The sequence below is a fragment of the Streptococcus oralis genome (assembly GCF_018448765.2).
In the GTDB taxonomy this organism is placed as follows: domain Bacteria; phylum Bacillota; class Bacilli; order Lactobacillales; family Streptococcaceae; genus Streptococcus; species Streptococcus oralis_BM.
The window spans coordinates 150,065-175,878 of the sequence record NZ_JAHCMC020000001.1 but is presented as its reverse complement, the minus strand read 5'-3'; the positions used below and the strand labels follow the sequence as shown (position 1 = coordinate 175,878).

At 41.4% G+C, this 25,814-nt stretch carries 24 protein-coding genes and 1 pseudogene; 8 read left to right on the top strand and 17 right to left on the bottom strand.

Going from position 1 to position 25,814, the window contains the following annotated elements:
- Positions 1-46 precede the first annotated feature (46 nt).
- On the top strand, positions 47-310 hold the full coding sequence (locus KIH88_RS00865; RefSeq protein WP_000166112.1) for a SemiSWEET family transporter: 264 nt from the start codon (positions 47-49) through the stop codon (positions 308-310).
- An 83-nt stretch (positions 311-393) separates the two neighbouring features.
- Here the strand turns inward: KIH88_RS00865 and KIH88_RS00860 are convergent, their stop codons facing one another.
- Positions 394-957, bottom strand: coding sequence for a DNA-3-methyladenine glycosylase I (locus KIH88_RS00860; RefSeq protein WP_213988580.1), 564 nt, complete (start codon positions 955-957; stop codon positions 394-396).
- Positions 958-966: 9 nt separating this feature from the next.
- Positions 967-1,560 (bottom strand): Holliday junction branch migration protein RuvA, encoded by a 594-nt coding sequence (gene ruvA, locus KIH88_RS00855; RefSeq protein ID WP_042767653.1) that lies wholly within the window; start codon positions 1,558-1,560, stop codon positions 967-969.
- Positions 1,561-1,719: 159 nt separating this feature from the next.
- Between ruvA and KIH88_RS00850 the strand changes: the two are divergent.
- Positions 1,720-2,218: pseudogene (locus KIH88_RS00850) on the top strand (helix-turn-helix domain-containing protein).
- A gap of 152 nt (positions 2,219-2,370) precedes the next feature.
- Here KIH88_RS00850 and mutL read toward each other — a convergent pair.
- Positions 2,371-4,320: a DNA mismatch repair endonuclease MutL gene (gene mutL, locus KIH88_RS00845; protein ID WP_213988581.1), complete on the bottom strand. Its 1,950-nt coding sequence runs from the start codon at positions 4,318-4,320 to the stop codon at positions 2,371-2,373.
- Positions 4,321-4,633: 313 nt separating this feature from the next.
- On the opposite strand from mutL, the gene KIH88_RS00840 reads away from it, so the two are divergent.
- Entirely contained in the window at positions 4,634-5,074 is a 441-nt protein-coding gene (locus KIH88_RS00840; RefSeq protein ID WP_213988582.1) for a LytTR family DNA-binding domain-containing protein, read from the top strand.
- Positions 5,071-5,529, top strand: a complete 459-nt coding sequence (locus KIH88_RS00835) for a DUF3021 domain-containing protein (protein ID WP_213988583.1) — start codon at positions 5,071-5,073, stop codon at positions 5,527-5,529. Before KIH88_RS00840 ends, KIH88_RS00835 begins: the two co-directional genes overlap by 4 nt.
- A gap of 40 nt (positions 5,530-5,569) precedes the next feature.
- On the opposite strand, the gene mutS is transcribed toward KIH88_RS00835, so the two are convergent.
- Both mutS and argR read right to left on the bottom strand, forming a co-directional pair.
- Positions 5,570-8,104 carry a DNA mismatch repair protein MutS gene (gene mutS, locus KIH88_RS00830; RefSeq protein ID WP_213988584.1) on the bottom strand — a complete coding sequence of 845 codons (2,535 nt, stop codon included), beginning with the start codon at positions 8,102-8,104 and terminating at the stop codon, positions 5,570-5,572.
- A 50-nt stretch (positions 8,105-8,154) separates the two neighbouring features.
- Positions 8,155-8,601 carry an arginine repressor gene (argR, locus tag KIH88_RS00825; protein ID WP_001231483.1) on the bottom strand — a complete coding sequence of 149 codons (447 nt, stop codon included), beginning with the start codon at positions 8,599-8,601 and terminating at the stop codon, positions 8,155-8,157.
- 155 nt (positions 8,602-8,756) lie between these two features.
- Between argR and argS the strand changes: the two genes are divergently transcribed.
- The 3 genes from argS (at position 8,757) to KIH88_RS00810 (ending at position 12,479) form a co-directional block, all read left to right on the top strand.
- On the top strand, positions 8,757-10,448 hold the full coding sequence (gene argS / locus KIH88_RS00820; RefSeq protein ID WP_213988585.1) for an arginine--tRNA ligase: 1,692 nt from the start codon (positions 8,757-8,759) through the stop codon (positions 10,446-10,448).
- A 324-nt stretch (positions 10,449-10,772) separates the two neighbouring features.
- Positions 10,773-11,018, top strand: coding sequence for a MarR family transcriptional regulator (locus KIH88_RS00815; RefSeq protein ID WP_213988586.1), 246 nt, complete (start codon positions 10,773-10,775; stop codon positions 11,016-11,018).
- 198 nt (positions 11,019-11,216) lie between these two features.
- Positions 11,217-12,479, top strand: a complete 1,263-nt coding sequence (locus KIH88_RS00810; protein ID WP_213988587.1) for an NRAMP family divalent metal transporter — start codon at positions 11,217-11,219, stop codon at positions 12,477-12,479.
- An 80-nt stretch (positions 12,480-12,559) separates the two neighbouring features.
- Here the strand turns inward: KIH88_RS00810 and nrdI are convergent, their stop codons facing one another.
- The 5 genes from nrdI to KIH88_RS00785 all read right to left on the bottom strand — a co-directional run bounded on the left by nrdI (position 12,560) and on the right by KIH88_RS00785 (position 17,260).
- Positions 12,560-13,030 carry a class Ib ribonucleoside-diphosphate reductase assembly flavoprotein NrdI gene (gene nrdI / locus KIH88_RS00805; RefSeq protein WP_000724240.1) on the bottom strand — a complete coding sequence of 157 codons (471 nt, stop codon included), beginning with the start codon at positions 13,028-13,030 and terminating at the stop codon, positions 12,560-12,562.
- Between the two features lie 77 nt (positions 13,031-13,107).
- Positions 13,108-13,641, bottom strand: coding sequence for an ABC transporter permease (locus tag KIH88_RS00800; RefSeq protein ID WP_213988588.1), 534 nt, complete (start codon positions 13,639-13,641; stop codon positions 13,108-13,110).
- 58 nt (positions 13,642-13,699) lie between these two features.
- The gene (locus KIH88_RS00795; RefSeq protein WP_213988589.1) at positions 13,700-14,986 is read right to left on the bottom strand and encodes a response regulator transcription factor; all 1,287 of its coding nucleotides are present in this window, start codon (positions 14,984-14,986) and stop codon (positions 13,700-13,702) included.
- An 11-nt stretch (positions 14,987-14,997) separates the two neighbouring features.
- Positions 14,998-16,668 carry a sensor histidine kinase gene (locus KIH88_RS00790; RefSeq protein WP_213988676.1) on the bottom strand — a complete coding sequence of 557 codons (1,671 nt, stop codon included), beginning with the start codon at positions 16,666-16,668 and terminating at the stop codon, positions 14,998-15,000.
- Positions 16,646-17,260 carry a YesL family protein gene (locus KIH88_RS00785; protein WP_213988590.1) on the bottom strand — a complete coding sequence of 205 codons (615 nt, stop codon included), beginning with the start codon at positions 17,258-17,260 and terminating at the stop codon, positions 16,646-16,648. Before KIH88_RS00785 ends, KIH88_RS00790 begins: the two co-directional genes overlap by 23 nt.
- Positions 17,261-17,393: 133 nt before the next feature.
- Here KIH88_RS00785 and KIH88_RS00780 point away from each other — a divergent pair, with 133 nt between their 5' ends.
- On the top strand, positions 17,394-17,963 hold the full coding sequence (locus KIH88_RS00780) for an MptD family putative ECF transporter S component (protein ID WP_213988591.1): 570 nt from the start codon (positions 17,394-17,396) through the stop codon (positions 17,961-17,963).
- A gap of 174 nt (positions 17,964-18,137) precedes the next feature.
- Here the strand turns inward: KIH88_RS00780 and dltD are convergent, their stop codons facing one another.
- The 7 genes from dltD to KIH88_RS00745 all read right to left on the bottom strand — a co-directional run bounded on the left by dltD (position 18,138) and on the right by KIH88_RS00745 (position 25,731).
- The gene (gene dltD, locus KIH88_RS00775) at positions 18,138-19,310 is read right to left on the bottom strand and encodes a D-alanyl-lipoteichoic acid biosynthesis protein DltD (protein WP_213988592.1); all 1,173 of its coding nucleotides are present in this window, start codon (positions 19,308-19,310) and stop codon (positions 18,138-18,140) included.
- A gap of 47 nt (positions 19,311-19,357) precedes the next feature.
- The gene (gene dltB, locus KIH88_RS00770) at positions 19,358-20,512 is read right to left on the bottom strand and encodes a D-alanyl-lipoteichoic acid biosynthesis protein DltB (protein ID WP_213988593.1); all 1,155 of its coding nucleotides are present in this window, start codon (positions 20,510-20,512) and stop codon (positions 19,358-19,360) included.
- Between the two features lie 159 nt (positions 20,513-20,671).
- The gene (locus KIH88_RS00765; protein ID WP_000134266.1) at positions 20,672-21,364 is read right to left on the bottom strand and encodes a methionine ABC transporter permease; all 693 of its coding nucleotides are present in this window, start codon (positions 21,362-21,364) and stop codon (positions 20,672-20,674) included.
- A gap of 1 nt (position 21,365) precedes the next feature.
- Positions 21,366-22,427, bottom strand: a complete 1,062-nt coding sequence (locus KIH88_RS00760) for a methionine ABC transporter ATP-binding protein (protein WP_213988594.1) — start codon at positions 22,425-22,427, stop codon at positions 21,366-21,368.
- Positions 22,420-23,793 carry a M20 family metallopeptidase gene (locus KIH88_RS00755; RefSeq protein ID WP_213988595.1) on the bottom strand — a complete coding sequence of 458 codons (1,374 nt, stop codon included), beginning with the start codon at positions 23,791-23,793 and terminating at the stop codon, positions 22,420-22,422. Before KIH88_RS00755 ends, KIH88_RS00760 begins: the two co-directional genes overlap by 8 nt.
- 98 nt (positions 23,794-23,891) lie before the next feature.
- Positions 23,892-24,746: a MetQ/NlpA family ABC transporter substrate-binding protein gene (locus tag KIH88_RS00750; protein ID WP_213988596.1), complete on the bottom strand. Its 855-nt coding sequence runs from the start codon at positions 24,744-24,746 to the stop codon at positions 23,892-23,894.
- 154 nt (positions 24,747-24,900) lie between these two features.
- On the bottom strand, positions 24,901-25,731 hold the full coding sequence (locus KIH88_RS00745) for an amino acid ABC transporter substrate-binding protein (RefSeq protein ID WP_000724973.1): 831 nt from the start codon (positions 25,729-25,731) through the stop codon (positions 24,901-24,903).
- Positions 25,732-25,814: the final 83 nt, after the last annotated feature.

Below are 25,814 nucleotides of genomic sequence, written 5' to 3'. Positions count from 1 at the left end.
ATTGCATTTCGCTAATTTCTATGATATATTTTTGAAGGAGGTATATATGACTAAACAAAAAATAAATCAAATTGTCGGTTCAATCGGGGCCTTTATCGGAATTATTGTATTTATCGCCTACATCCCACAAATTTTTGCCAATTTACAAGGCAACAAAGCTCAACCATTCCAGCCTTTATCCGCAGCAGTATCTTGTTTAATTTGGGTTATTTACGGATGGACAAAAGAACCTAAGAAGGATTGGATACTAATTATTCCAAACTCAGCTGGCGTTGTCTTAGGTGGACTGACATTTCTTACTGCACTATAAAAATTACTAGCATATAATCAAAAAGCTGAGATAAATCTCTCAGCTTTTTTCTATATTCTCAGATAATTAGACGCCTGCACTCACTAATTTCCGTTTTTCCACTCACAATCATTCTCATGATCATCTATCAGACCTGCAGCCTGTAGAAAAGATAAAATAGCGACTGGACCTGTAAACTTGAAGCCTCGTTTTTTGAGATCTTGAGATAACTTTTCAGACAGGGCTGTTTTAGCAGGTGCTAGGTGATAGTCAGGGACATCATTGATGATGGTTTGCCCATTGACAAAAGACCAGAGATAGGCATCAAAGGAACCGTAGGTTTTCTGGACCTGTAAAAATGCTTGGGCATTGGCACGCGTAGCAAAAATCTTGGCTCGATTTCGAATGATGGCTGGATTGTCTAACAAGGCCTCCAACTCTGCATCCGTCATCTCTGCGACCACTTGAATTTGATAGTCATGAAATGCTTCTCTGAAAGCTTGGCGCTTGTTTAGCACCGTTTCCCAAGACAGACCAGCCTGATAGGTCTCCAAACAAAGCAACTCAAAAAGGGCGCGGTCATCATGAAGAGCCTGTCCCCACTCTTCATCATGGTAGGCCACATATAAAGGGTTATTCATTTTTACCCACGAACAACGTTTTGGCATATTATTCTCCTATTTCACCAACATTTTAAGTGCAGATTTGATATAGTTCTCAGCTGTATCCGTCGTTCCTTCAAAGAATTTCTTGATTTTCTTGAGCTCTGTTGCCTTGTAGCCTAGCGCCAGCATGGCTTCCATAGCTTCTTCCAGTTCTTGGTTTTCATTACTCGCTTGCACAGCGACTTTGGCAGGAAGGTCATCACTAGCCACGACTACCTTGCCTTCCAAGTCCAGCACCATCTGTTGGGCTGTTTTCTTGCCAATTTTGGGAAACTTAGTCAAGTAGGTGATATTCTTAGTCTCGATGGCTTGAACCAAGCCAGCATTGTCATCGGCAGCAATAATAGCAAGAGCTGATACAGGACCAATCCCAGATACTGAAATCAGACTGAGAAAGAGCTTCTTCTCGTCTTCTGATCGAAAACCATAAAGCAGATGGGCATCCTCACGAACAACTTGGTGCACATAAATTTGAGTTTCTTGATTGACCTGACCTGAGTAGGCATAGGGATTGGCTACATGCAAGATATAACCGATACCATTCGCCTCTAGGACAATATATTTAGCAGTGATTTTGGTAATGATTCCTTTTAAATATTCGTACATAATTTTTTCTCCCTTATTTTGCCTATCTAGTATACCATATTTCCCCAAGACAGACTGCAACAAAAGGTGCAACCTCTGGTTGACAAATAGTACAGGAGATTGTATTCTCATTATAAGTAAAAATTGTTAGGATAGAGGTAGAAAAAGGAGGATAGAATGATGAAACTCGCAGAAAAACTATTTGAGCTCAGAAAGGAAAAAGGTTGGTCCCAGGAAAAGCTAGCTGAACAAATCAATGTTTCTCGGCAAAGCATCTCCAAATGGGAGTCTGGACAAGTCCTTCCAGAAATCGAAAAAATCATTGAATTAAGTAAGATTTTTCAAGTGACAACGGACTATCTACTACTGGATGAAAACTCTGAAAAAAGGTTCCTCAGAAGTAATCTTGGAGGAAGACAAGGACAAATACTATAAAGAGGTTAAATCCTATGGCCTCTGGCAAGTGATTTATATTTTCGTCTTGGCTCTTGCTATCTATCTCTTTTTAGCTGGTTCTAGTTTCCCAGCTGAATTCACCGTCTGGATTTGGCTGACCTTCGTTCTCTTGATTGCTTCAGCGATTGCTATCAACAAGGTTCTCAAAACCAAACAACGTTATCTTGATAAAGTGATTGGTCTTGAGAATCCTTCAAACCAAGACGACTCTACAAAATCTTGAATCACCTAGTTCAGTTTTCACAACACTTTTTATAGGACTGATCTTGTTAAGCAAGTGTAAACCTCGTGTCAAGTAAGCCATGCTCAATCAAAGTTTCCACCTTAGAAAAGCTAAAAAGACTTGTTTGGAAAAAACAAAGGCTTTTTGTGTTCTTAATATTTCCCCAACTCACGAAGACTCGTATGATTTTCCTGAATACGTCGAAACATTTTTTCCATATCTGACTTGGTAAAATGCACCAAAACGGGACGTCCGTGTGGACAATTATAGGGATTGTCACATTGAGAAAGCTGATAAAGTAGCTGTCTGGCTGAATGGTCATCGATACGATGGTTGGCCTTGATAGACCGCTTGCAGGACATCATGATGGCTAGCTCTGCTCGGTATTTCTTGATCGAAACTTCCTTGGTCAAGAGCAGCATGTCACACATTTCATAGATACCAGACTCGATTTCTTCCTCTGCCATCCAAATAGGATGTTCACGTAGGATAAATTGATTTTCTCCATACTCTGCTAGAAAGACGCCCACTTCCTCTAAGAGAGGCATTCTTTCCTTAAGACGAAGGGCATCATCTGCTGGGAATTCAAAGATGTAGGGCACTAAGAGTTGCTGTTGACTCTGGTCAACATTGCCAATGCTTTCACGATACTCCTCGTACTTGACCCGTTCCTGAGCAGCGTGCTGATCTATGATGTAGAGTCCATCTCGCCCTTGGGCAAAAAGATAGGTCCCGTGCATTTGCCCGAAAAATTCTAGTTCTGGGAAACTAGATGACTCCTCTCGTTCCAGCTTGTCATAAGCCTTATCGAGACTAGCAAGGTCTAACTCTGGATGATCTAGTTGGTCATAGCTGACAGGTTTTCTCTCTGCGAAATGGAGTTTGGTCTGCTTGGTCAGTTGCTCCAAGGTTTCCTTGGCAAACAGGGTTAGGTCCCTACCTTCCTCAGTTAATTCAACCTGATGATCAGCCACCTCAGCTTGACTAGGTTTTGAGAGTTCTGTTTTTTCATAGTAAAGCGTATTTTCTTTGAGTGGGAGAATGGTCTGCTCCACCTTTTGACGATTACGCACGGTCGACTTGGCAAGATTTTCTAAAGCATCAGGAATCAAGGCTTGTTCCTTGAGACTATGTGAAATAGCTTCTGAAACCAGCGCCATCAGTTCTCTTTCCTTAGAAATCCGCACTTCTTGTTTGGTTGGATGCACATTGACATCAGCTAGATAGGGGTCAATATGGATGTGAATGACAGCCAGTGGAAAACGACCTACCATGAGTTTGCTTCCGTAACCGTCAAGAATAGCACGATTGAGCAAGAAGTTCTTGATATAACGGCCATTGATGAAGAGGCTGATATAGTTACGATTTGCTCGGGTTAATTCAGGTAAAGACACAAAACCTGTAATTTCAAAATCTAAGTCAGAGTTCTCAATTTCAATCATCTTCTTGGCACTCGCCAAACCGTAAATCCCTGCGATGGCTTGTCGCAGTTGGCCAGTCCCTGCTGTCCGCGTCATTTCCTTGCCATCACTAATCAAACTGAAGGAAATCTCAGGATGGGCCAAGCCCAGACGGTTAACAATATCAATGATATGAGACAACTCCGCTTGCTGGCTCTTCATATACTTGAGACGGGCAGGTGTGTTGAAAAAGAGGTCCTCCACACAAACTTTGGTCCCCACAGGACTAGTCGCTGGGATGACTTCCTCAACTTCTCCCCCACGCGCAACGAGCTTGGTCCCATGACTCGCACCATCCACCGCCGTCAACAAAGTCAAGACACTGACAGAAGCGATAGAAGGCAGGGCTTCACCACGAAAACCAAGCGTCCGAATCCGAAAGAGGTCTGCCTGATTTTTTATCTTACTGGTCGCATGGCGACGCAAGGCCAACTCCACCTCATCGTGGGCAATTCCGTGACCATTATCAGTGATTTGGATTTTCTTAAGACCAGCTTCCTCAATCTCAATGATAATCTGGCTAGAACCCGCGTCAATGGCATTTTCTACCAACTCTTTGACCACGCTAGCAGGACGTTCAATGACCTCTCCTGCCGCTATCTGGTTTGCCAGTACCTCTGGCAATTCAATAATATGAGACATCTTTCAGCCCCTTTCTGTATCTATTTTCCTAGAAATTGATTAGTGCTATTATACCATATTTCAGATGTTACCAGAAAAAGCAAATGCCACATAGACGCTAAATCTGTCCACATAGGCAAAAGCTCTTGCCATGGGTCGTAAAATAGTGGTATACTCAATAAAAATCAAAGAGCAAACTAGAAAGCTAGGCGCAGACAGTACTTTAGTACGGCAAGACGACGCTGACGTGGTTTGAATTTGATTTTTGAAGAGTATTAATAAAGGTGTACAAGAAGTGAGATTAACCTTGTATAACTGAAAAGGAGGGAAGTTTATGAAAGTAGAACTACAGATTAAAGAGACATACAAGGAAGAAAAGCTGATTGTCCAAACTCCTCAGCCGACCGAAAAAGTCCAGAAAGTCATCGAGTTCGCAGAAAATCTTGACCAAAAAGAAACAATCAAAGGAAAGATTGATGATCAGGTCTATCTAGTTAAGATTTGTAAGATACAACGCTTCTATATCGAGAATCGCAAGGTTCTAGCAGAAACTGCATCTCAGACCTACAGCATTGATTTGCGACTCTATCAAGTTCTTGACATTCTGCCGACCACTTTTATCCAAATTTCCCAATCTGAAATCGTTAATATTGACGCTATCTCTCATCTCAAACTCACGCCCAACGGCCTAGTCGAAATCTTTCTCAAAAACGAAAGCTTTACCTACTCATCTCGCCGTTACCTGAAAACTATCAAGGAGAAATTAGAACTATGAAAAAACAAATCTTTCACGATGCAGCTGCTGGTGTACTTATCGGCCTCATCCTCTCTATCCTCTTTTCACTCATTTATGTACCAAATATCTATACCCCACTAAGCCCCGAGTCTCTTATCGGCCAAGCGATGGCTCAACATCAGATTCACGGTGCTCTGGTCTTGCTCTACTGCATGATTATCTGGTCAGCTATCGGCGTTCTCTTTAGCTTTGGCAGTCGCTTATTCAGCCGTGACTGGAGCTTACTCCGTGCAACACTTTCCCATTTCTTCCTCATGCTGGCTGGCTTTGTCCCACTAGCGACTCTGGCTGGTTGGTTCCCCTTCCACTGGACCTTCTATCTCCAGCTCATTCCAGAGTTTGCGATCGTCTACCTTATCATCTGGGTTATTCTCTATAAAAGAGAAGCTAAAAAAGTAGACCACATCAATCAACTCTTGGCCCATAAAAAGTAATAGAGAAAAACCCACTCACAAAAATGTGAGTGGGCTCTTTTTATAACTTTTGTTTGAGCTCGACCAAGATGTTCATAGCCTGCATAGGTGTCATATTGTACACATCCAGTTTAGCTAATTCTGCTAGGATAGGATGTTCTGCTGGCGTATCAAAGAGAGAAATCTGTTCCGTGACGGCGCTAGTTTGCCTCATCGGAGCTGGGCTTTCTTGTCCCTGACTTTCCAGTTGCGTTAAAATCTTATCCGCTCTTGCTAAAAGTTCTCCCGGTAAGCCAGCGATCTTAGCAACATGGATACCGTAGGATTTGTCAGCTGGACCTAGTTCAATCTTGTGAAGGAAGGTCACCTGCCCACCCTGCTCCAAGGTTGCCACGTGAACATTGACCAAGTGCTCCAAACTGGACTCCAAACTAGTCAACTCATGGTAATGGGTGGCAAAGAGGGTCTTGGCTCCGATATGCTCATGGATGTATTCGATGATGGACTGGGCTAAAGCCATGCCATCATAAGTTGCCGTTCCTCGACCTAACTCATCAAAGAGAATCAAGGAATTCTTGGTCGCATGCGAAATGGCATTGTTGGCCTCCATCATCTCCACCATAAAGGTTGATTGGCCTGAAACCAAATCATCTGCTGCTCCAATACGGGTAAAGATAGCATCGAAAATAGGCAAATAGGCGCTTTCTGCCGGCACATAAGAACCCAGCTGGGCCATAACCGCTGTCATAGCTAACTGGCGCATGTAGGTAGACTTCCCGCTCATGTTGGGCCCTGTAATTAGCTGAATACTGGTATCTTCTGCCATCTGAATGGTATTAGGAATATAGGTCTGAGCTCCCATGACCTTTTCAACGACAGCATGGCGTCCCTTTTTGATATCGATTTGTGAATCATCCCCAAACTCAGGTCGGATCAAATGCTGGGTTTCAGCCACAACTGCGAGACTTTGCAAGACATCAACCGTTGCAATTCCTTGAGCTAGAGCCTGCAAACGCTGGATGTACTTGCTGACTTCCTCACGGATACGCATAAAGATTTCGTATTCTAGATTGGCTGACTTCTCACGCGCCTCCAACATATCCCCCTCGATACGAGCTAATTCCTCGGTACCAAAGCGTTCTGAGTTTTTCAGCGTTGCCTTGCGGAAAAAGTGGGCAGGCACATTCCCCAGTTGTGAATTGGTCACATGGAAATAGTAGCCATCTTTTTTATTGTAATCAATCTTGAGCGTACTGATGCCAGAGTTTTCTCGCTCCTTAGCCTCAATCTCAGCAATCCAGCTAGTCCCTTCTCTGAGGACACGACGGTACTTGTCTAAGGTCTCATCAAATCCCGTACGGATAATGCCACCTTCCGTAATAACATGAGGGGCTTCAGGAGCAATCGCTGCGCTAATCAAGCTCTCCAACTCTGGAATGGCATCCAACTGTGCGATGAGATAAACTAAAGCAGGCTGCTCCATTCCCTCTAAAATCGCTCGAATCCTTGGCACACTAGATAAGGTAGTCGCCAACTGCAAGAGATCCTTGGGATTGGTCTTGCCAAAAGAAACCCGACTAGCCAAGCGTTCGATATCATAAACACCCTTGAGACTGTCCGTTAAATCACTGCGCTCAAAGAAGTGGTCAAGAAAGACCTGCACCACTTCTTGACGTTGGACAATTCGTTCCTTATCAATCAAGGGACGATGAATCCAAGACCGTAAGAGCCGCATACCCATAGCCGTTTTGGTTTCGTCCAAAAGCCAGAAAAGACTCCCTTGCTTCTTGCCTGAACGGGCATTTTCAACCAAATCCAGACTGGCCTTGGTCGCATAATCCATCTGTAAGAAATCTTTGATTTCATAGCGGATAACTGGTTTGAGATGGTTCAATTCCCGCATCTGGGTCCGGTGAACATACTGTAGAAGCTTACTAGCTGCCGCTTGCTCCACAGCTGCCAGGCGTGGATCCAGTAAATGAATATCCTCAAAGCCTTCCTTCTCATAGGAAAGCACAAGATTCATCTGACGACTGAGGATTTGTTCTTCTTCCTCAGACAAGTCATAACCCAGCACCACTTCTCGAGCCTTGAGGTTACGAATTTCCCCACAAACGAGAGTAAAATCCAATAAACCTGTCACATAAAAATCACCTGTCACTAGATCCATATAAGCCAGGCCAAATTGATTGCCATCACGATCTAAGGCAACCAAGAAATTATTCTGACTATCGGGCTTACTGCTATCGACTACTGTACCAGGTGTGATGACCTGAACCACCTCTCGCTTGACAACCCCCACTGCTTGTTTGGGATCTTCCATCTGCTCGGCTATGGCCACCTTATAGCCCTGCTCGATCAATACGTCGATATACTGCTGGGCAGAATGATAGGGGACACCTGCCATGGGTATCGGATTTTCTGCATTTTTATTCCGACTTGTTAAGGAAATTTCTAAAATTTGCGCTGCATTAATTGCATCTTCATAGAACAACTCGTAAAAATCACCCATTCGAAAAAGCAAAAAAGCATCTGGGTATTGTTTCTTAATATCCACATACTGTTGCATGCCGGGTGATAGCTTTTCTGTTGCCATTTTTCGTCTCTCCTTGCTAAAAATAAGTCTTGAGAGCAACTCCCAAGACCTTATTTATCTTTCATCAAATCTAGCAAACGATCTTCCATCAGCTTGGCAACGTGCTGGTCTCGACAAATAACCAATAAGGTATTAGCACCAGCAACCGTTCCTAAAATCCATTCATCCTTGTTTGCATCTACAATGTTTGCTAAGACTGCAGCTTCCCCAAGTTTGGTATGAAGTACCAAGGTGAACTCTGCTCTTGCAACACCTTCTAAATGATGAGACAAAAACTCAACTAAATCAATCTTATCTGTCTCATTTGCTAGTACATAATACACCATATCATTTTTCTTAACCTTGGTCAAGCCGATTTCACGCAAATCACGCGACAAAGTCGTTTGTGTCACATAAACATTACGAGCTTCTAAACGATCTTGAATCTCTTTTTGTGTCCCAAGTTTTTCTTCGGTGATCATCTTTTTAATCAATTGATGCCGTTCTCTTTTTCTCATATCATCCTCTTAAGTGAATATTTATAACAAATTTTACATTTATTTTATAACTATATTATACCAAAAAAAATAGATAATTCAAAAAAATTCTTTTCTTTCTCAAAAAATGTAGTAAATTGTGATAAAATAGTAGAAAAGTCCAAAAAGGAGCCCTTATGAATACAAAAGAATTGATTGCTAGCGAGTTGGCTAGCGTCATTGATAGCCTGGATCAAGAGGCTATTTTAAATTTACTGGAAACACCTAAAAACTCAGAAATGGGAGACATCGCTTTCCCTGCCTTTTCTCTAGCAAAGGTCGAGCGTAAAGCTCCGCAAATGATTGCAGCAGATATTGCTGAAAAAATTAATAGTCAGGCCTTTGAAAAGGTTGTTGCTACAGGACCTTACGTTAACTTTTTCCTTGATAAAAGTGCTATTTCGGCTCAGGTATTACAGGATGTTATCACTGAAAAAGAACACTATGCCGACCAAACCATTGGCAAGCAAGAAAATGTCGTTATCGATATGTCTAGTCCCAATATCGCAAAACCATTCTCTATTGGGCACTTGCGTTCAACGGTTATCGGAGATAGCTTGTCACATATTTTCCAAAAGATCGGCTATCAAACAGTCAAGGTCAACCACCTAGGAGACTGGGGCAAACAGTTTGGAATGTTGATCGTTGCCTACAAGAAATGGGGAAATGAGGAAGCCGTTAAAGCGCATCCAATCGATGAACTTCTTAAACTCTACGTTCGCATCAATGCTGAAGCTGAAAAAGATCCTAGCTTGGATGAAGAAGCACGCGAATGGTTCCGCAAACTGGAAAATGGAGATGAGGAAGCCCTCGCTCTCTGGCAATGGTTCCGTGATGAAAGTTTAGTGGAATTCAACCGCCTTTACAATGAATTGCAAGTTGATTTTGACAGCTACAACGGAGAAGCCTTCTACAATGATAAGATGGATGCCGTTGTAGACATTCTCGCTGAAAAAGGACTTCTTGTTGAGTCAGAAGGAGCCCAAGTTGTCAATCTTGAGAAATATGGAATTGAACATCCAGCCCTTATCAAGAAATCTGATGGTGCAACTCTCTATATCACACGTGACTTGGCTGCAGCCCTTTACCGTAAAAACGAATACCAATTTGCTAAATCCATCTATGTTGTTGGCCAAGAGCAATCTGCTCACTTTAAACAACTCAAGGCAGTATTACAAGAGATGGGCTACGATTGGAGCCAAGACATTGTCCATGTTCCGTTTGGATTAGTAACAAAAGAAGGTAAAAAACTCTCTACTCGTAAAGGAAATGTCATCTTGCTAGAACCGACTATTGCAGAGGCTGTTAGTCGTGCCAAGGCCCAAATCGAGGCGAAAAATCCTGAGTTAGAAAATAAAGACCAAGTTGCCCATGCTGTTGGAGTTGGGGCTATCAAGTTCTATGATCTTAAGACCGACCGTACAAATGGATATGACTTCGACCTTGAAGCAATGGTATCCTTTGAAGGAGAAACTGGACCTTACGTTCAATACGCCTACGCTCGTATCCAATCTATCTTGCGCAAAGCCGATTTTAAACCAGATGCAGCTGGCAACTACAGCTTGAACGATGCTGAAAGCTGGGAAATCATTAAACTACTCCAAGACTTCCCACGTATTATCAATCGTGCAGCAGATAATTTTGAACCATCTATCATTGCGAAATTTGCGATTAGTTTGGCTCAAGCCTTTAACAAATATTATGCACATACACGTATCCTAGATGAAAGTCCTGAGCGCGACAGTCGTCTAGCCCTCAGCTACGCAACCGCAGTCGTCCTCAAAGAAGCTCTTCGTTTGCTCGGAGTAGAAGCGCCGGAGAAGATGTAAATCGCCAAAGTTACTTGATTGCGGAGCAATCTAAGTAACTAACGCCAAATCCTATTCGGACTTTGGCTAGGCGCTTCACTAGTAAAGAAACATAAATATTGTCGATTTATGTTTCTTTACGTCGTAACCAGAGATAATTGCCTAAACGCTTCACTAATTTACCAAACCAAATAATATCAATTTAGTTTAGGTTCTAATCTTTTAGATTACTTGAAAGCAATCCGAACAATTGAGCAAAATAACATTTATATTTTGCTCGGCATTGTAGTATTTCAATGAAACAATTTATTCACTTTTACTATTTATCACACTGGGAGATTCCTTATGAGCCAATATGCTTATATTCTCGTTATACTTAGCTTGGTTTTCCTTTTTCTGCTCAATAAGTACGAGAAGGAAAGACTTCAAAGACTCTACCAAGAGCAACTCTTGAAGGACGAGACATTTAGGTCTGACATCAAAGAAAAAATTCACACGACTGAAAATATCAATGATGTCATTGCACATATCAATAAAACTTACCATCTGGGAATGTTGCTCTCAAAAGACGTCACAGATCAATTGAAATAATCAAAATCCGAGAAGCTTTCTTCTCGGATTTTTTAGGCTTAACCATATTCTCCTTAGGGTAATTTCATTGTTTTATGTAAGTTTTTCTGTAATTTTCTATATTTTTTCAAAATATCCTTGCATTTCTTTTAAGTTTTTTGTAGAATAGAAGCTATCTATTCAGATTATTCTGAAAATTCAAAAATGGGAGCATCTATTATGTCACAAGTTACTTTATCAAACCAGTCGACCTGGACAAGCAAACTAAAGGCAATGGGGCCAGGTATCCTAATGGCTTCTGCCGCCGTTGGAGGTTCTCACATTGTATCCTCTACTCAAGCTGGTGGTTCTTATGGTTGGTCGCTACTCCTCTTAGTTATCTTGGCCAATGTTTTTAAATATCCATTTTTCCGTTTTGGTGCAGAATATACTGCTGATACTGGTAAAACCTTGGTCGAAGGCTACGCCGAAAAAGGCAAGTTCTATCTCTGGATTTTCTTTATCCTCAATGTCTTTTCTGCTATGGTCAACACAGCCGGGGTCGCTATCCTGTGTTCAGCCATCATCGCTAGCGCTTTTCCAATGATCGGTCTTAGCATCACTCAATGGTCCCTCATCCTTGTTGCAATCATTTGGGCTATGTTACTCTTTGGTGGCTACAAACTATTGGACGGTATGGCAAAATGGATCATGTCTGCTTTGACCATTGCAACAGTTCTTGCAGTTATCATTGCAGCAATTAAGCATCCAGAATATAGCTCTGATTTTGTCGAAAAGACACCTTGGCAAATGGCGGCCCTCCCTTTTATCGTTTCCCTCTTAGGATGGATGCCTGCTCCTATTGAAATTTCAGCCATCAATTCACTCTGGTCTGCTGAAAAGAAAAAGACCGTCAACTTTAATACAGAGGACGCCCTTTTCGACTTTAACGTTGGTTACATTGGAACTGCTATCCTGGCTGTATTCTTTGTAGCACTCGGAGCACTCATTCAGTATCCTACAGGACAAGCAGTTGAAGCCGCTTCAGCCAAATACATCTCTCAATTCGTGGGTATGTATGCCTCTGTTCTTGGAGAATGGTCCCGTTATTTGATCACCTTCATCGCCTTTCTCTGTATCTTTGGAACAGTCATTACTGTTATCGATGGCTATTCTCGCGTTAATCAGGTTTCACTACGACTCTTGCTAAGTCAAAAAGAGGATGATAGCAAATCTTTGAACATCTGGATGACCCTCACAGCTATTATCGGTATTATCATCATCAAGTTCTTTGCTGGTCAAGTTTCAACCATGCTTCGCTTCGCCATGATTGGTTCTTTCCTGACAACACCATTCTTCGCGCTTTTGAACTATGTATTGGTGACACGTGAAAATAAAAATCTTCCTTCTTGGCTAAAACTCCTCGCTATCGCAGGATTGATTTTCCTCTTTGGCTTCGCTATCTTCTTTATCTATGCACTTGCTATCGGCAAAGCAGGATAGTTTATAAATGGCACCCTTACGGGGTGCTTTTTGTATACACAAAAAGCAGTTGAAAATCTCAACTGCCCCTCAGTACTACTTTATTTTTCTGTCTCTAACTCATACAAGTCCGCGATAATCGCTGCGACTTTTTTAATATCTCCCAGCATACCACGCATTTCAAAGTCAGCCAAAACTGGAAAACCAAAGCGCTGACTATACTGCTTGGCTGTCAGGCAGTATTGATTGTTAAAATTGCGATTACCAGATCCAACTACTCCAAAACACTTACTAGCATTGTCCCCATGGGCGATAAAGTCGCCCAGTGGAGTTGTTAAAATCTCAACATCGCCGTTATCGACACCATTTCCACCTTCTAGATAGGTCGGCAAGAAAGCGATATAGGGATGTTCCATTTCAAAAAATTCTTGACCTTCCTTGACTAGGTCCTTGATATGGATTTTTTGGACCTCAATCCCTTCGTACTGGGACAAGAGATAGTCCTTGAGTCGGGTTACAAAACTCTCTGTATTCCCACTCAGACTGATATACACTAAGGATATTTTTTTCATGTTGACCTCGATTTTTATGTTTACGATATAAAAAGAACTACCAAAATTGTAACTTGATAGTTCTTTTTTGTCAATACTTAGGCAGCTTCTTCTGCTTCAACTTCCTCAGCCAAGTCCTTTTGTTGGCGCCACATCTTGTAAAAGACTAAGGCTAAAAAGAGAATATTGATGATGATGAACAAAATATTCGTCCCTTTTGCTAATGCTCCCATTCCTAAGCCAAGGGCACTATCTTTGATTAATTGAACTGCATCTTGAACGTTCATATAGCTATAAACCAAACCAACAATAGCTAGTAAAACATAGCCAATATAAGTATAGTTTGCAAGTTGCACGTTTTTACGTACGAGAAATACAATGGCTACTACAACTAAAATTGCAGATAAAACAATCAACGACATATTAAAAATAGAGTGAGAGGATTCTGACACTTTGTAAGTATAGTTGACCGTGTCTTCTAATTGCTGGGCAGTGAGCGTCCCGCTATTTGCCAGGCTAGCACGAAGAGCATCTTTACTTGGCAATGGACTCAAGATTCCAAATAGTGACATAGATGAAATGAGGGCTGATAGGACTAACAAAACCCAAAGATAAATAGGATTCTTTTTCATGTTTTCCTCCATAAGATATTTTGAACATTATAGCATTTTTTGTACAGGAATACAACTTTTACAAGCTGGTTTCAACTTGTTTTCGATAAGCTTTCGGTGATTTTCCGCACAATTTACGGAAAACCTTGTAGAAATATCCAACATTACTGTAGCCAACTGCATAGCAAATATCTTCGATGCTATCACTGGTCGAAAGTAAGAGTTGCTGCGCCGCCTTAATTCGCTGTTTATTGAGCAATTCCGCAAAGGTTGAATTGGTTTCTCTCTTGATTAGCTGACCGAGATAGACAGGATTGATAAAGAGATCCTTGCTGATATCCCCAAGCGAGAGCTCTTTCTGATAATCACGCCCAATCACCTCCAGAACGCTCACCACATTTTCATTCATGCGGTACTGGCCAAAGAACTTGGTCAAGGTTTCTTTGATATAGGCAACCAATTCTTCAAAGGAGTTAATGGCATGGATAGCTTTGATAATCTCGGTCATATCATCTGCTTTTAGGTGTTCAAACAAATGAAAGACATCCATGACAAACTGGGTGAAAAGTTGCTTCGTGATGGCTACGCGCGGAGTGTTCTCCAAGACGACCTTCTCTAGCAGGGTTAATTCTTCGATGATTTGATTGATATTTCCTTGGATAATCACCCGATAAATCGGTTCGTAATAAGCAAATAGACTCTCGGATTTTTCTAGATTGACAGAACCGTAAAAGAGGGCTTTTTCTGCGTTGATCTTCCATTTTTCAAAGGACTGCTGGTAGGGTGCTTCAAATGGGGTTACGACGATGCCATCTAGTGGTTGATCAGAGATGAAAATCTGCCAATCTTGTCCCAAAACATAGTAAGGAATGGTAAAAGAGCCTTGCTTTTCCTTTGAAAGTCCTATCCACCAGCTGTCTTTACCTGCTAAGAAACTGATAAAGCCTTCTTCATCCAATTCTTGACTGAGGGTCTGATTTTGTTCCACCTTTTCTTGAAGCTGTCGCGCAATCTTTTCTAATAGATTGCCCAACTCCACCTTGTCTACTGGCTTGACCAGATAATCCACGACACTAAGGTTCATGGCTTTTTTGACGTAGTCAAACTCCTGATAACCAGATAGCAAGATATAATAGGTATCTGGAAGTAGCTCTTTCATTTCCCTAATCATCTCAAGTCCGGTCTTATCTGGCATATTGACATCGGAAATGACCACATCTACTGGATTTTCCTTGACGTAGTCCAAAGCATCATCTGCGTGATTAGCTGTCGCGACGACTTTCATATCCCATTTTTCAAAGAGGATTAATCGCTTGAGCCCCTCTGTCACCATGTACTCATCGTCTACTAATAAAACTTTATACATTTCTACCCTTTCTATTCATCCTGGATAGTGATATGGTAACGAACACCTTCTTGCTCAGCTGACTCTACACTGATTTGGTAGCGATCCCCAAAGTAGAGAACAAAGCGTTCGTGTACATTTACTATTCCAATTGATTGCCGCTCCCCACTATAGCTTGCTTCGTGTTCAAAACTTCGCTGAGTTAATTTTTCTTGCAAGGCAGCTAGTTTCTCAGCGGACATTCCCCGACCATTATCTACTACTAGGATTTCAACGAATCCTTGGCCCTTCAAGGCTTTGATACTGATGACATTATCTGTTCTGCGATGGTCAACACCATGAGCAAAGTAGTTTTCTACTAATGGTTGGAGTGTAAATTTTGGAATTCTCATTTCTTCCAATTCTGGTGCAATCTTGAAACCATAGGCAATGGATTTAGGATAACGCACCATGCAGAGATAGCTATACTTTCTGCAAAATTCCAACTCTTGCTTCAGCGTGGTTTCCCGCTCGTCAGAGATATTGTTGCGTAACAAGCTACTAAATTCATAGATAATATCTGCCAGTTCATCCTGACTTTGCATGACGGCATACATCCGTAAAAACTCCAGAGTATTGTACATAAAGTGAGGATTGATTTGAGCCTGTAGGGCTCGCATATTGGCATCTTTTTGACTGAGCTCTAGCTGATAGATATCGTGGATATTTTTTTCCAGGCGATCCAACATATCATTGGTTGTTTCTGCAATGAGAAGCAACTCTTGGTCTTTTTCAGAGGTATCGATTCGAAGGCCTTCTTCTCCTTGAGCAATCACCTCGATCGAATCTACTAGGTCTACGACTTGTTTTTGGTAATTTGAGAAAGTCTGTCTAAGGGTCACGTACAAAATGATGATAAAGAGGATACTTAGCCCAATAATGATAGCTGAACTCGTCAAAGATCCTGTAAGAACAAAATTTTTAGGAACAGCAGCTCGAACCTGATAACCGTGAGAGGTGACACCTACAAACCAGTTTTCTCGCTCGGCTGACACCTTCTCCCCAATATGGAACATCTCGGTCTCAAAAGGAGAGGTCACTGTTACAGCCATTGGGATATGTCCCCTTGTATTGTCAATAGCGCCATGGAGAACATCTGGCGATAAGGAGATATAAATCACTCCTAAATCCTTGTCAGACACAGGATCAGAAACGGGAATGGCAAAACTGTTGGCTGTCGGCTTAAAATCCTCCGCAGGGACTTTCTCTCCGCTGCGTTTTTCTCTAGTCGAAACATACACTTCCTTATAGTCCTGAAGGACAATAGCCACTCCAGTCACAAAATCATTCCGAACATAGATATTATCAATATTTTCATACAGGGAAACAGAAATATAAGGCGAAGTTTTACGCTCTAATTGCCAGTAGAAATAGTCTGGGGTGCTAAGACTGAAATACTTGTAAATCCCTTCAATGCGGGCTTGATTTTCAACCAAAGACTGAGCGAGTTGGGTTGACTCTCTGTGATAATATTCCACTTCACTCACTGTCCGAGTAGTCACACGTTCTGCAACCCGTTGGGCCTCTTTCTCACGTGAATCCCAGTCAGCATACGAGAGCATAATCGCAAAACTGGCAATGATCACAATCATAACCAAACTATAAATCCGTAAAAGAGAGTGAAGCCAGAACTGCTTCATTCTATTTTGTCGCCAATTTTTCATGGATACTTTCATAAATAGGTTCCAACATATCACTGATAAAGAAATGCCACATTCCAATTCCTACAAAAAAGAGCAAGGCAGGCATATAATAACCAACTCCTACAAGGAGAGCTGACCCGAGTAAAACCTTAGCAATCGCAGGTAGGCTCATGAAAATCCCGATAAGGGACAGTTTCAAAGTATTTTGGTAGGATAAATCAAAGTACACCTGAAGTTTCAAGGAAACAGTATAGGCCAGAAAGACAAGAGCAACTACAAGGACATTGAGAAAAGTCGCCAAGAGGTGGAAAATCGTCTGGTGGGGCAATTGAACTAGAAGATACAAACCATAAACTAGGACAAGATCCACAAACATAAAACTATAGAAAGCCAGATTGCTCTTGACAAAATTGCTCTTATACAATTCCCAAGCTTCCTTCAAATGGTATGCTCGATAGGTATAACCGTGCTCCGCATACAAACTCATAAGAGTTGCACTAGCTGGTGCCAAACCAAAGACCACTCCTCCTGCTAGTGTTAATAGCCAGAAATAAGCTGTCGCAATCATTCCCAAAAAGATACGATTAAAGACGAATTCTAGAAATTTTCCCATGTTACTCTCCTTAAACTAACAATGTAACCATTATATCATATTTCAAGCGTTTTCAAAAACATAGAGTTCTCATTTACAATCCTTAAAAAGCGTGATACAATTGGTTTTGTTAATTCGCATTAAGGAGATTCTCATGAAGAAAAATATCTTAACCACCCTCTTGGCCACCGTCCTCTACTTTCTCTGTGTAGGGATTGGAGTCTTCCTAGGACACCTGGTCGATCAAACAGGCAATATGTTCTACGCGCCTGCCTTTTCTGCCCTTGTCGGTGGCAGTGTCTACATGCTTCTTTTGGCGAAGGTCCCTCGTTTTGGTGCTATCACCAGTCTAGGACTTTTTATGGCACTTTTCTTCCTAGCTAGCAAGCATGGCGCTGGTGCCTTTCTCCCAGGACTCGCCTGTGGTCTTGCAGCAGATGCCATCGCTCGTCTCGGAAACTACAAAGACCGAATCAAAAACACCCTCTCCTTCCTCGTCTTTGCTTTTAGCACAAGTGGCCCTATCTTCCTCATGTGGATCCGTCCCAAAGCTTACGTGGCCACCTTACTTGCGCGTGGGAAATCCCAAGAATACATCGACCGTATCATGGTCGCTCCAGAGTTGGACAAAATCCTTCTCTTTGTTTCGAGCATCCTTCTAGGTGCCTTGATTGGGGCTGTGGTTGGGCAATTTCTAAGTCAAAAAATAGCTGATAAACTATAATGTAAAAGCCCTGAAGACTAGCTATGCCTAGTCCCAGGGCCTTTTTGTATACAGTCTTAAAATTCACTATAGATAAATTCTTGAATATTCGAAAAATCGGTCACAAAACAGTAAATTACGATGCTCAAGATAACCGTATAAAAAAATAGTGTCCACAAGATTAAACGATGTGTGTTAGTTAGCTTGGTTTGCAAATTTGTAAAGTTCTTTTTCAACTTCCATCCATCCTTTCACTCCAACGTGCATCACGTCAAATAAAAAGTAATCATCATACTCTCTGTTTCCATAGTTTAATACGGTTGCACCATGATTTTTTGCGACATCTTCTATTTTTTTATAAGTTTTTTCTCGCATCTCTCTTGAGACACCAGTGTAGTCATTCCATTTCCCGTTTACTGGGAAAATAATAACCTCAACTTCAATGCCCAATTCTTTAGCAACCGTCAAGAAAAGTTCCATATCTGAATATTCAGGTGACTCTAGGTAGCTCAAATCTTTATTGGAATCTTTTAGCGATGCATAGCGATCTTTTAAGTAAGTATTGTAGTAGTTATTATCAACAGCATAGTCATTATTGTCTGTTTTCTTTTTGACCTCTTCCACAAACTGATCCGTCATCTTTTCCCAATCATAGTCTGGGGTTTTGTCTCCTGATGAGGGATAATCTGATTTCTCATGATTTTCATAAAATTTTCGTTTGAGCTTAAAGGAATACATCGCGTTCTCAAACTCTAGTAGTTTTTTATCGACAATGGTTCCTTTTCCATCTATGAAATAACTTTTGTATTTTTTGTAGATGTCATTTTGTTGCTTGTTCCCCTTGGTAATCTCGATAATGCGATTGATCAGTTTTTCTTTCGTTTCCTTACTAATCTTGTCATTATCTAGCATGTGGAAAATATGTTCCTGAGAAGCCTTGTTCAAAAAGGCATCTTGATGAGTCCCATCTTTTTCAAACCACTGAACAGACTCTACTATAGCTACTTTTCGCTTACTCATAGATCCTTCAATAGAGCCCAAGGTCGTAGCCTGAATGATGTTTTGAGAATAACTTGTCCCAATCTGCATGATATTAAAATCGTTGTAGTTAAAAATTTTATTTGGATGATAGTCTTCATTTATCGTCGCAACCAACTCGGATGACCCCAATAAAACCAGTGTATTGGGAGTAATATTGCTTGTTAAAATATCTCTACTTTTATACTTTTCATACGAGGTGCTATAACGAATACTGTTATCCTTGACTTTATAATAATCATCAATCTTCTTGACATACGTCACATTTAAAAGGGCAAGCGTCGCAATTACGAGCACAAGCGATAGTAAAAATGCTTTTAATTTAATCATCTCGTTTTATCCTATCCCTTCGGTCTGGAAGACTTCTTTTCAATCTCTTATCTCTTTAAAATCGTCAGTAAGATTTTATAGGGTTCACCTGAAAAGATAAAGAAACCAATCATAACCAAATGCATGGTCACAAACCAACTTAGTAGCTTATACCAGTTTTTGTTTTTATTTTTCTTATAAAAATTGCTTTTCTTTTGATACACTTCAAATCCAGCCATCAAGACACCATGGTAAAAACCATAAACAATGTAGCTAACACTAAGACCATGCCAAAAACCCATGACCAACATATTGACCATATAGGCATAGGTTGCATTGTGTAGTCTATTTTTAAACCATTTTTTCCTGATAACCTGCATCAATACTCTTGAAAATACAAAATCTCTCAGCCAGGTCGACAAGGTGATATGCCATCTGGTCCAGAAATCCTTGATATCAACACTCAAGAAAGGTTTGTTAAAGTTCAGCGGTGTCTGAATACCTAGAATATTACTACTTCCAACGGCCATTAGACTATAGCCTGCAAAGTCAAAGAACAGATACAAGGTATAGAGGTACATATACTTGATTGAATAAACGACTGTGCCAGTATTATTTAGAGCGAGTAACATCTGGTAAACATAGGTTGATAAAACAATCTTGTAAAGGAGGCCTAGAACGATACGATACACACCGTCCCCTGCTAACTCTAGATACTCTTTTCGTGGCATGACCTCGTTTATCTCTTTTAAAAATCTCCTACTCCGATCAATTGGACCAGCACTAACTGTTGGGAAAAAGAGCAAAAACTGTAGATAATCTTTTACACTGATATTTTCTTTGATTAAGCCATCCGATATCTCTAGCATGATCTGAATGGTCTTAAAGGACATGTAAGAAATTCCAATAAAGGCCAACAAATGCAGAGAAGTTAGAGCAAAGACTTTATTGATCACCAAAGGAAGAATGGAAATGAAAACCAGTGGTTTCAGCCACTTTGCCTCTATCCGCTGTGCTAGAAAAACCAGAAAATACTGGTAAACGACAAAGGCAAACAAATAGACCATCATCGCTCGACTCTTACCATAGATAGCTCCTGCAAATAAGAGGGAGAGCGCCAAAATATAGTAGTCTTTACGTTTTTCAAAAAAGTTTACCACAAAACCAATCAGTAAAACTACAAATAAGAGAAGGAAAAACTCATTCCCCTCGAAATAATTCATACCAGACAAACTCCTTTACATTATCATCCCTTCGACAGCAAACTTTCTGATTTGCTAATTGAGGGACCTTTCTTTATTATAGCATATTTCTAAAAAGAAGCTTTACTCTTCTTGCATTTCGGTGAGAAAACAAAAAGGAGTCCCTTCGAACTCCTTCCATTATTTATGACTTAGTTTCTTGGTCAAGAAATCTCCCAAGAACTGAATTGTAAAGATAATCAAGATAATGATGATAGTTGCCAAGATAGTCACATCGTGATTGTAGCGGTTAAACCCATAGGCAATGGCCACGTTACCAATACCACCAGCTCCGACCGCACCGGCCATAGCTGTTTCCCCAACAAGGGAAATCAAGGTCACAGTCGTCACACGAATCAAATCTGGCAGACCTTCTGATAGGTAAACACCCACGATGTCCCAGAATGTCGCTCCGCTTGCTTGGGCCGCCTCAATGACACCACCATCTAGCTCAGCCAAGACCACCTGCACCTGACGGGCAAAGAAGGCAAAGACCGCAAAAGAGAGTGGCACAAGGGCTGCATTTGGCCCGATACTAGTCTTCACAATCAAGTGAGAGAGTGGCGACATGATTGCCAAGAGGATGATGAAAGGAACCGCGCGGAAAATAGAGGTGATCTTGTCTAAAATCCAGAAGATAACCTTATTTTCCAAGACACCACCTGGCGCTGTCAAGACGAGGAAAAGACCTGCCACTAGTCCTAAGAAACCTCCAATGATAAAGGAAAGAACTGTCATATAGAGGGTTAGGTAGATGGCTGTTCCCCAGCCTGCTTGACCAGCCCAGCCCATCTTATAGACATTTGGTAAATAAGTTTGAATAAACTCTGTCATATTACTGTCCTCCCTTCAATACTTTTAGCTGTACGCCAGCCTGACGAATAGCTTCTTGAGCACCTGCTAGCGCTGCTTTTTCACCTGACAAGACCACAACCAATTCTCCAACAGGAGTGCCATCGAGAATTTCGATATTTCCATAAAGGATATTAGCCGTTACTTGGTAACGCTTGTACAATTCATTCAAAAGTGGCTCGTCTGTCGAAGCCCCAGCGTATTTGAGTTGCACTAAGATACTGTTCTCAGATAAATGCTCTACGATTTCTTGCTTCTCAATCTTGACCATGGCTTCATCAATACCTGTGGCAGTTGAGATAAAGTCCTGGGTCAAAGGTTGTTTAGGGTCTGAGAAGATTTCAAGGACACTGCCTTCTTCAATCAAATGCCCATCCTGCATAACTGCCACACGGTTGGCAATGTCTTTGACAATCTGCATTTCATGCGTAATCAAAACAACCGTCAAGCCTAATTTTTGGTTCAAATCTTGCAACAAAGCCAAAATCTGCTTAGTTGTCTTAGGATCGAGGGCAGACGTTGACTCGTCTGAAATCAAGATTTTCGGATCATTGGCCAAGGCACGCGCAATGGCCACGCGCTGTTTTTGCCCTCCAGATAGTTGTGAAGGGTAGTTTTCAGCACGATCCGCCAAGCCAACTAAGTCCAACAACTTAGCAACTTTAGCCTTCTTTTCTTCCTTGCTGAGTCCAGAGTGTTTGAGTGCAAAGGCTACATTCTCCTCTGCTGTCTTTTGACTCATCAGGTTAAAATGCTGGAAAATCATCCCGATATCCTGACGTTTACGACGCAGCTGCTCTGCCGTCAAGGTCACCTTGCCATCAAAAATGACGTCGTTATCAATGGTAATTTTTCCTGCAGATGGCTTTTGCAAGAGGTTAATCACCCGTACAAGGGTTGATTTCCCTGCTCCAGAATATCCAACGATTCCGTAGATATCCCCTTCTTGGATGTGAATAGTCACATCTTTGACCGCTGTGATGGTTCTTTTCTTTTGGTGAAAAGTCACATCGATCTGATCTAACTTGATAATATCTCTACTCATAGCTTCTAATCAGCTCCTCTACTAATTCAATATGGGTGTAGTAATCGGCGATTCGCACGTTTTCATCTCCACCATGGTCTCGGCTATTCGCATTTCCTAGACCGAAGGCCACCATTGGTACCTCTAGGGCATCAAAGACCGTATGCATAGGTCCTGTTCCCGCTGTTGTCGGTAAGACCGATACGCCCTGCGGATAGAATTTCTTGGCCAACTCAATCACATTGAGAATGGCTGGTGCGCTCATATCGCTTCGATAGCTCATCTCTCCCAAGGTATAGTATAATTCTACCTTATCAAAGCCATTTTTGTCTAGCTGTTTCCGAATTTTTTCCAGGACATTGTGCGGTTCTAGGCCAGGAACCAAACGAACTTCTAACTTGGCATTAGCTTCTGCTGGCAAAATCGTTTTAACCCCTTGCCCTTGATAACCTGACTGAATCCCTTCGATATTAAGAGCTGGCTCAAAAAAGAAACGTTTTAGGAAGGCTACACGATCCTCTTGTAAGAGAGGCAATTCCAAACCATAAATGCGACTAATTTCCTCAGGATTGCGTTGGGCGTAGGTATCTATCAAGGCTAGTTCTCGTTCATTCGGCTCTTGGACATCCTCGTACAAGCCCTCTACCAAGATACGACCATCTGCAGCACGCAAACTAGTCAAGGCTTGGATCAGGTACCAGGGAGCTGATTCTACGACACCACCATAACTCGAGTGAATGTCCACATCCGCACTTTTCACCTTAGCATCAAAGGTCACAATGCCCTTATTTCCGCCAGAGATTTCCAGTTGTTCCAAGGCGTTCTTGGTCCCTTGCTCCCAGACTAGCAAGTCCGCCCCACGAAGTTTGTCTGCGTGTTTCTCTAAATACTTATCTAGGTCTGTCGAAGCAGACTCCTCTGCCCCTTCCATGATAAAACTGATATTGACAGGCAGGTCATCATGATGCTGCATATATTTTCTCAAAGCACTCAAACGAGCTGTGATATGACCCTTATCATCATCAACACCACGCCCATACATAAAACCATTGCGGACCGAAAGCGTAAAGGGATCCTCTGTCCAGACCTGATCCCCATCCGCTGGCACAGTGTCATAGTGGTTATAGAAAATCAAGGTTTTGGCATCTGGACGCGAACTCTTGAAATGCGCCATGACAAAGGGAGCCGTATAAGTCTCATCAATCTCCACTTCAGCCCCTACACGCTTGCAAATCTCACCCAGATAGTTTGCAACCTCCTTGAGTCCAACCTGTTGGGCAAAGACTGATTTCTTGGAAATCAAGGTACGCAAAACCTCAAAATAATGCTGGGCTATATGATCCCTTTCAAATTTTTCAATCTGTTCTTGTTCGCTAGGAAAAACCATATTCTCTCTACCTTTCTATGAACCTATAGTCTTCTTTACAATCCATGCTCTATACAAAAGCAAGAGGTGGAAACTCTCTCCCACCTCCCTGTGTCTTATTACCAAACTGGTTGGTCCAAACCGTCTGATGTTTCTTCGATAACTTTTTTCACTTCATCAGTGTAGTAAGCTGCGATCACTTTCTTGATGGCATCAGCCTTAGGTGATGATTCCCAATCTTTTTTCGCAACGATGATGTTGTACCATTGTTTTGAGTTTTCATCAGCTTGTTCTTTGAAGAGCGCTTTCTTGTAGTCCAATTTTGCTTCTGTAACGAAGGTATTGTTTACAACAGCAGCATCAACTGATGACAATGAACGTGCTGTTTGGCTAGCATCCAATTCAGTAATCTTCAAGTTCTTTGGATTTTCTGTAATGTTCGCAACTGTTGCAAGTGCAGTTCCAGAAACATCCAATTTGATCAAACCAGCTGATTGAAGCAAGTAAAGCGCACGGCTTTCGTTTGTTGCATCGTTTGGTACGGCGATTTCACCGTTATCTGGGATTTCTTCCACTTTGGTATACTTGTTTTCTTCCCCATTTTTACCTGAGTAAAGGCGGATTGGTGAGATATATGTATCTGCAATCGCTACAAGGTCTTTCCCGTTTTCTTTGTTCCAGTTGTTCAAGAAGTTGTAGTGTTGGAAAGCATTCAAGTCTACTTCGCCATCAGCAGTTGCCTTGTTTGGTTGTGAATAGTCTGTGAACTCTGTGAATTCCAATTTAATTCCATCTTTTTCAACCAATTCTTGGATTTTATCCCAACGCGCTTCTTCAGAACCGCTACGGTTAACTGTTGCAATTTTGACAACTGTTTCGTTGTCTGCTTTCTTTTCTGAATTTCCGCAAGCTGCAAGAGCCAAACCTGCGACTGTAGCAAGAGCCGCTACACCGAGCCATTTTTTAATTTTCATGATTCTATCTCCTTTAAAAATAATACCGTAATAGTATCTCATACTTTATTTGATTTAGCAAATTGTTATTAGATAGGCAGACATATAGTTTGAAACTATATACCTAAAAATTGAGAAATCATCCGCCTTTCTCAGACTGGATGATTTCATACCACTATTTAATATCAGCTTCTGCTGGGAGATAAGTGTCTCCGAAGAACTGTTTAGACAACTTTTCAAGAGTTCCGTCTTTGTAGAGTTCTTGGATACGTTTGTCTACAAATGTTTTCAACTCATCTTGACCTTTAGCAAGAAGTGGGTAAACGTAAGGTTGTTGGTCGCTTGGAAGTTCAATGACTTTCAAGTTGTCCAAACCTTGGTCCTTGATGACTGTTTCAACACCGATTTTATCAAAAATCTTGTAGTCAAACTGGCCATCGCTCAAGCGTCCCATGATTTGTTGGAAGTCCGCTTTAGTATACTTTAGGACAGTTGGATTATCTGAATGTTGTTTGTTGTAGTCTTCTAGCTGTTTAGCAGAAGTTGTCCCTTGAACAACTTCTGTTGATTTTCCACCGATATCATCAAGCGATTTGATGCTAGGGTCATCTTTTTTCACTACAAGAACGTTAGGGTTTTTAGCAGTTGGAGCTGCATAAAGGTATTTTTCAGCACGTTCTTTAGTGTAGCTGATGTTGCTAACAGCCATATTGTAACGGTCAGCATCAAGTCCTGCAAAGACTCCTGACCACTCTGTCTTCTCAAACTTGACATCATACTTGTCAGAGTCTTTAAAGATAGCGCGAACCACTTCAATTTCGTAACCAGTCAATTCGCCATTTTCTTCATAGTTGAATGGTTTTGGTGTAGCATTAGTTGCAACGATAATTTCTTTCTTGCTAGCTGCTTCTCCCTCTTTTTTCGCACCACCTGAGCAAGCTGCTAACACACCTACAGCCACAAGTCCTAGAGCAGCAAGAGATGAGTATTTAACGATTTTTTTCATGTCATTTCCTCCAAAATAGAATACTTTACTATCTTAACAGAAAATATTTTTTTTTGCCATTATATGATATCTATCTCGGTGAT

Coding starts and splice junctions, on each gene's coding strand:
- KIH88_RS00865 (WP_000166112.1), top strand. CDS start 47: ATGACTAAACAAAAAATAAATCAAATTGTCGGTTCAATCGGGGCCTTT.
- KIH88_RS00860 (WP_213988580.1), bottom strand. CDS start 957: ATGCCAAAACGTTGTTCGTGGGTAAAAATGAATAACCCTTTATATGTG.
- ruvA (WP_042767653.1), bottom strand. CDS start 1,560: ATGTACGAATATTTAAAAGGAATCATTACCAAAATCACTGCTAAATAT.
- mutL (WP_213988581.1), bottom strand. CDS start 4,320: ATGTCTCATATTATTGAATTGCCAGAGGTACTGGCAAACCAGATAGCG.
- KIH88_RS00840 (WP_213988582.1), top strand. CDS start 4,634: ATGAAAGTAGAACTACAGATTAAAGAGACATACAAGGAAGAAAAGCTG.
- KIH88_RS00835 (WP_213988583.1), top strand. CDS start 5,071: ATGAAAAAACAAATCTTTCACGATGCAGCTGCTGGTGTACTTATCGGC.
- mutS (WP_213988584.1), bottom strand. CDS start 8,104: ATGGCAACAGAAAAGCTATCACCCGGCATGCAACAGTATGTGGATATT.
- argR (WP_001231483.1), bottom strand. CDS start 8,601: ATGAGAAAAAGAGAACGGCATCAATTGATTAAAAAGATGATCACCGAA.
- argS (WP_213988585.1), top strand. CDS start 8,757: ATGAATACAAAAGAATTGATTGCTAGCGAGTTGGCTAGCGTCATTGAT.
- KIH88_RS00815 (WP_213988586.1), top strand. CDS start 10,773: ATGAGCCAATATGCTTATATTCTCGTTATACTTAGCTTGGTTTTCCTT.
- KIH88_RS00810 (WP_213988587.1), top strand. CDS start 11,217: ATGTCACAAGTTACTTTATCAAACCAGTCGACCTGGACAAGCAAACTA.
- nrdI (WP_000724240.1), bottom strand. CDS start 13,030: ATGAAAAAAATATCCTTAGTGTATATCAGTCTGAGTGGGAATACAGAG.
- KIH88_RS00800 (WP_213988588.1), bottom strand. CDS start 13,641: ATGAAAAAGAATCCTATTTATCTTTGGGTTTTGTTAGTCCTATCAGCC.
- KIH88_RS00795 (WP_213988589.1), bottom strand. CDS start 14,986: ATGTATAAAGTTTTATTAGTAGACGATGAGTACATGGTGACAGAGGGG.
- KIH88_RS00790 (WP_213988676.1), bottom strand. CDS start 16,668: ATGAAAAATTGGCGACAAAATAGAATGAAGCAGTTCTGGCTTCACTCT.
- KIH88_RS00785 (WP_213988590.1), bottom strand. CDS start 17,260: ATGGGAAAATTTCTAGAATTCGTCTTTAATCGTATCTTTTTGGGAATG.
- KIH88_RS00780 (WP_213988591.1), top strand. CDS start 17,394: ATGAAGAAAAATATCTTAACCACCCTCTTGGCCACCGTCCTCTACTTT.
- dltD (WP_213988592.1), bottom strand. CDS start 19,310: ATGATTAAATTAAAAGCATTTTTACTATCGCTTGTGCTCGTAATTGCG.
- dltB (WP_213988593.1), bottom strand. CDS start 20,512: ATGAATTATTTCGAGGGGAATGAGTTTTTCCTTCTCTTATTTGTAGTT.
- KIH88_RS00765 (WP_000134266.1), bottom strand. CDS start 21,364: ATGACAGAGTTTATTCAAACTTATTTACCAAATGTCTATAAGATGGGC.
- KIH88_RS00760 (WP_213988594.1), bottom strand. CDS start 22,427: ATGAGTAGAGATATTATCAAGTTAGATCAGATCGATGTGACTTTTCAC.
- KIH88_RS00755 (WP_213988595.1), bottom strand. CDS start 23,793: ATGGTTTTTCCTAGCGAACAAGAACAGATTGAAAAATTTGAAAGGGAT.
- KIH88_RS00750 (WP_213988596.1), bottom strand. CDS start 24,746: ATGAAAATTAAAAAATGGCTCGGTGTAGCGGCTCTTGCTACAGTCGCA.
- KIH88_RS00745 (WP_000724973.1), bottom strand. CDS start 25,731: ATGAAAAAAATCGTTAAATACTCATCTCTTGCTGCTCTAGGACTTGTG.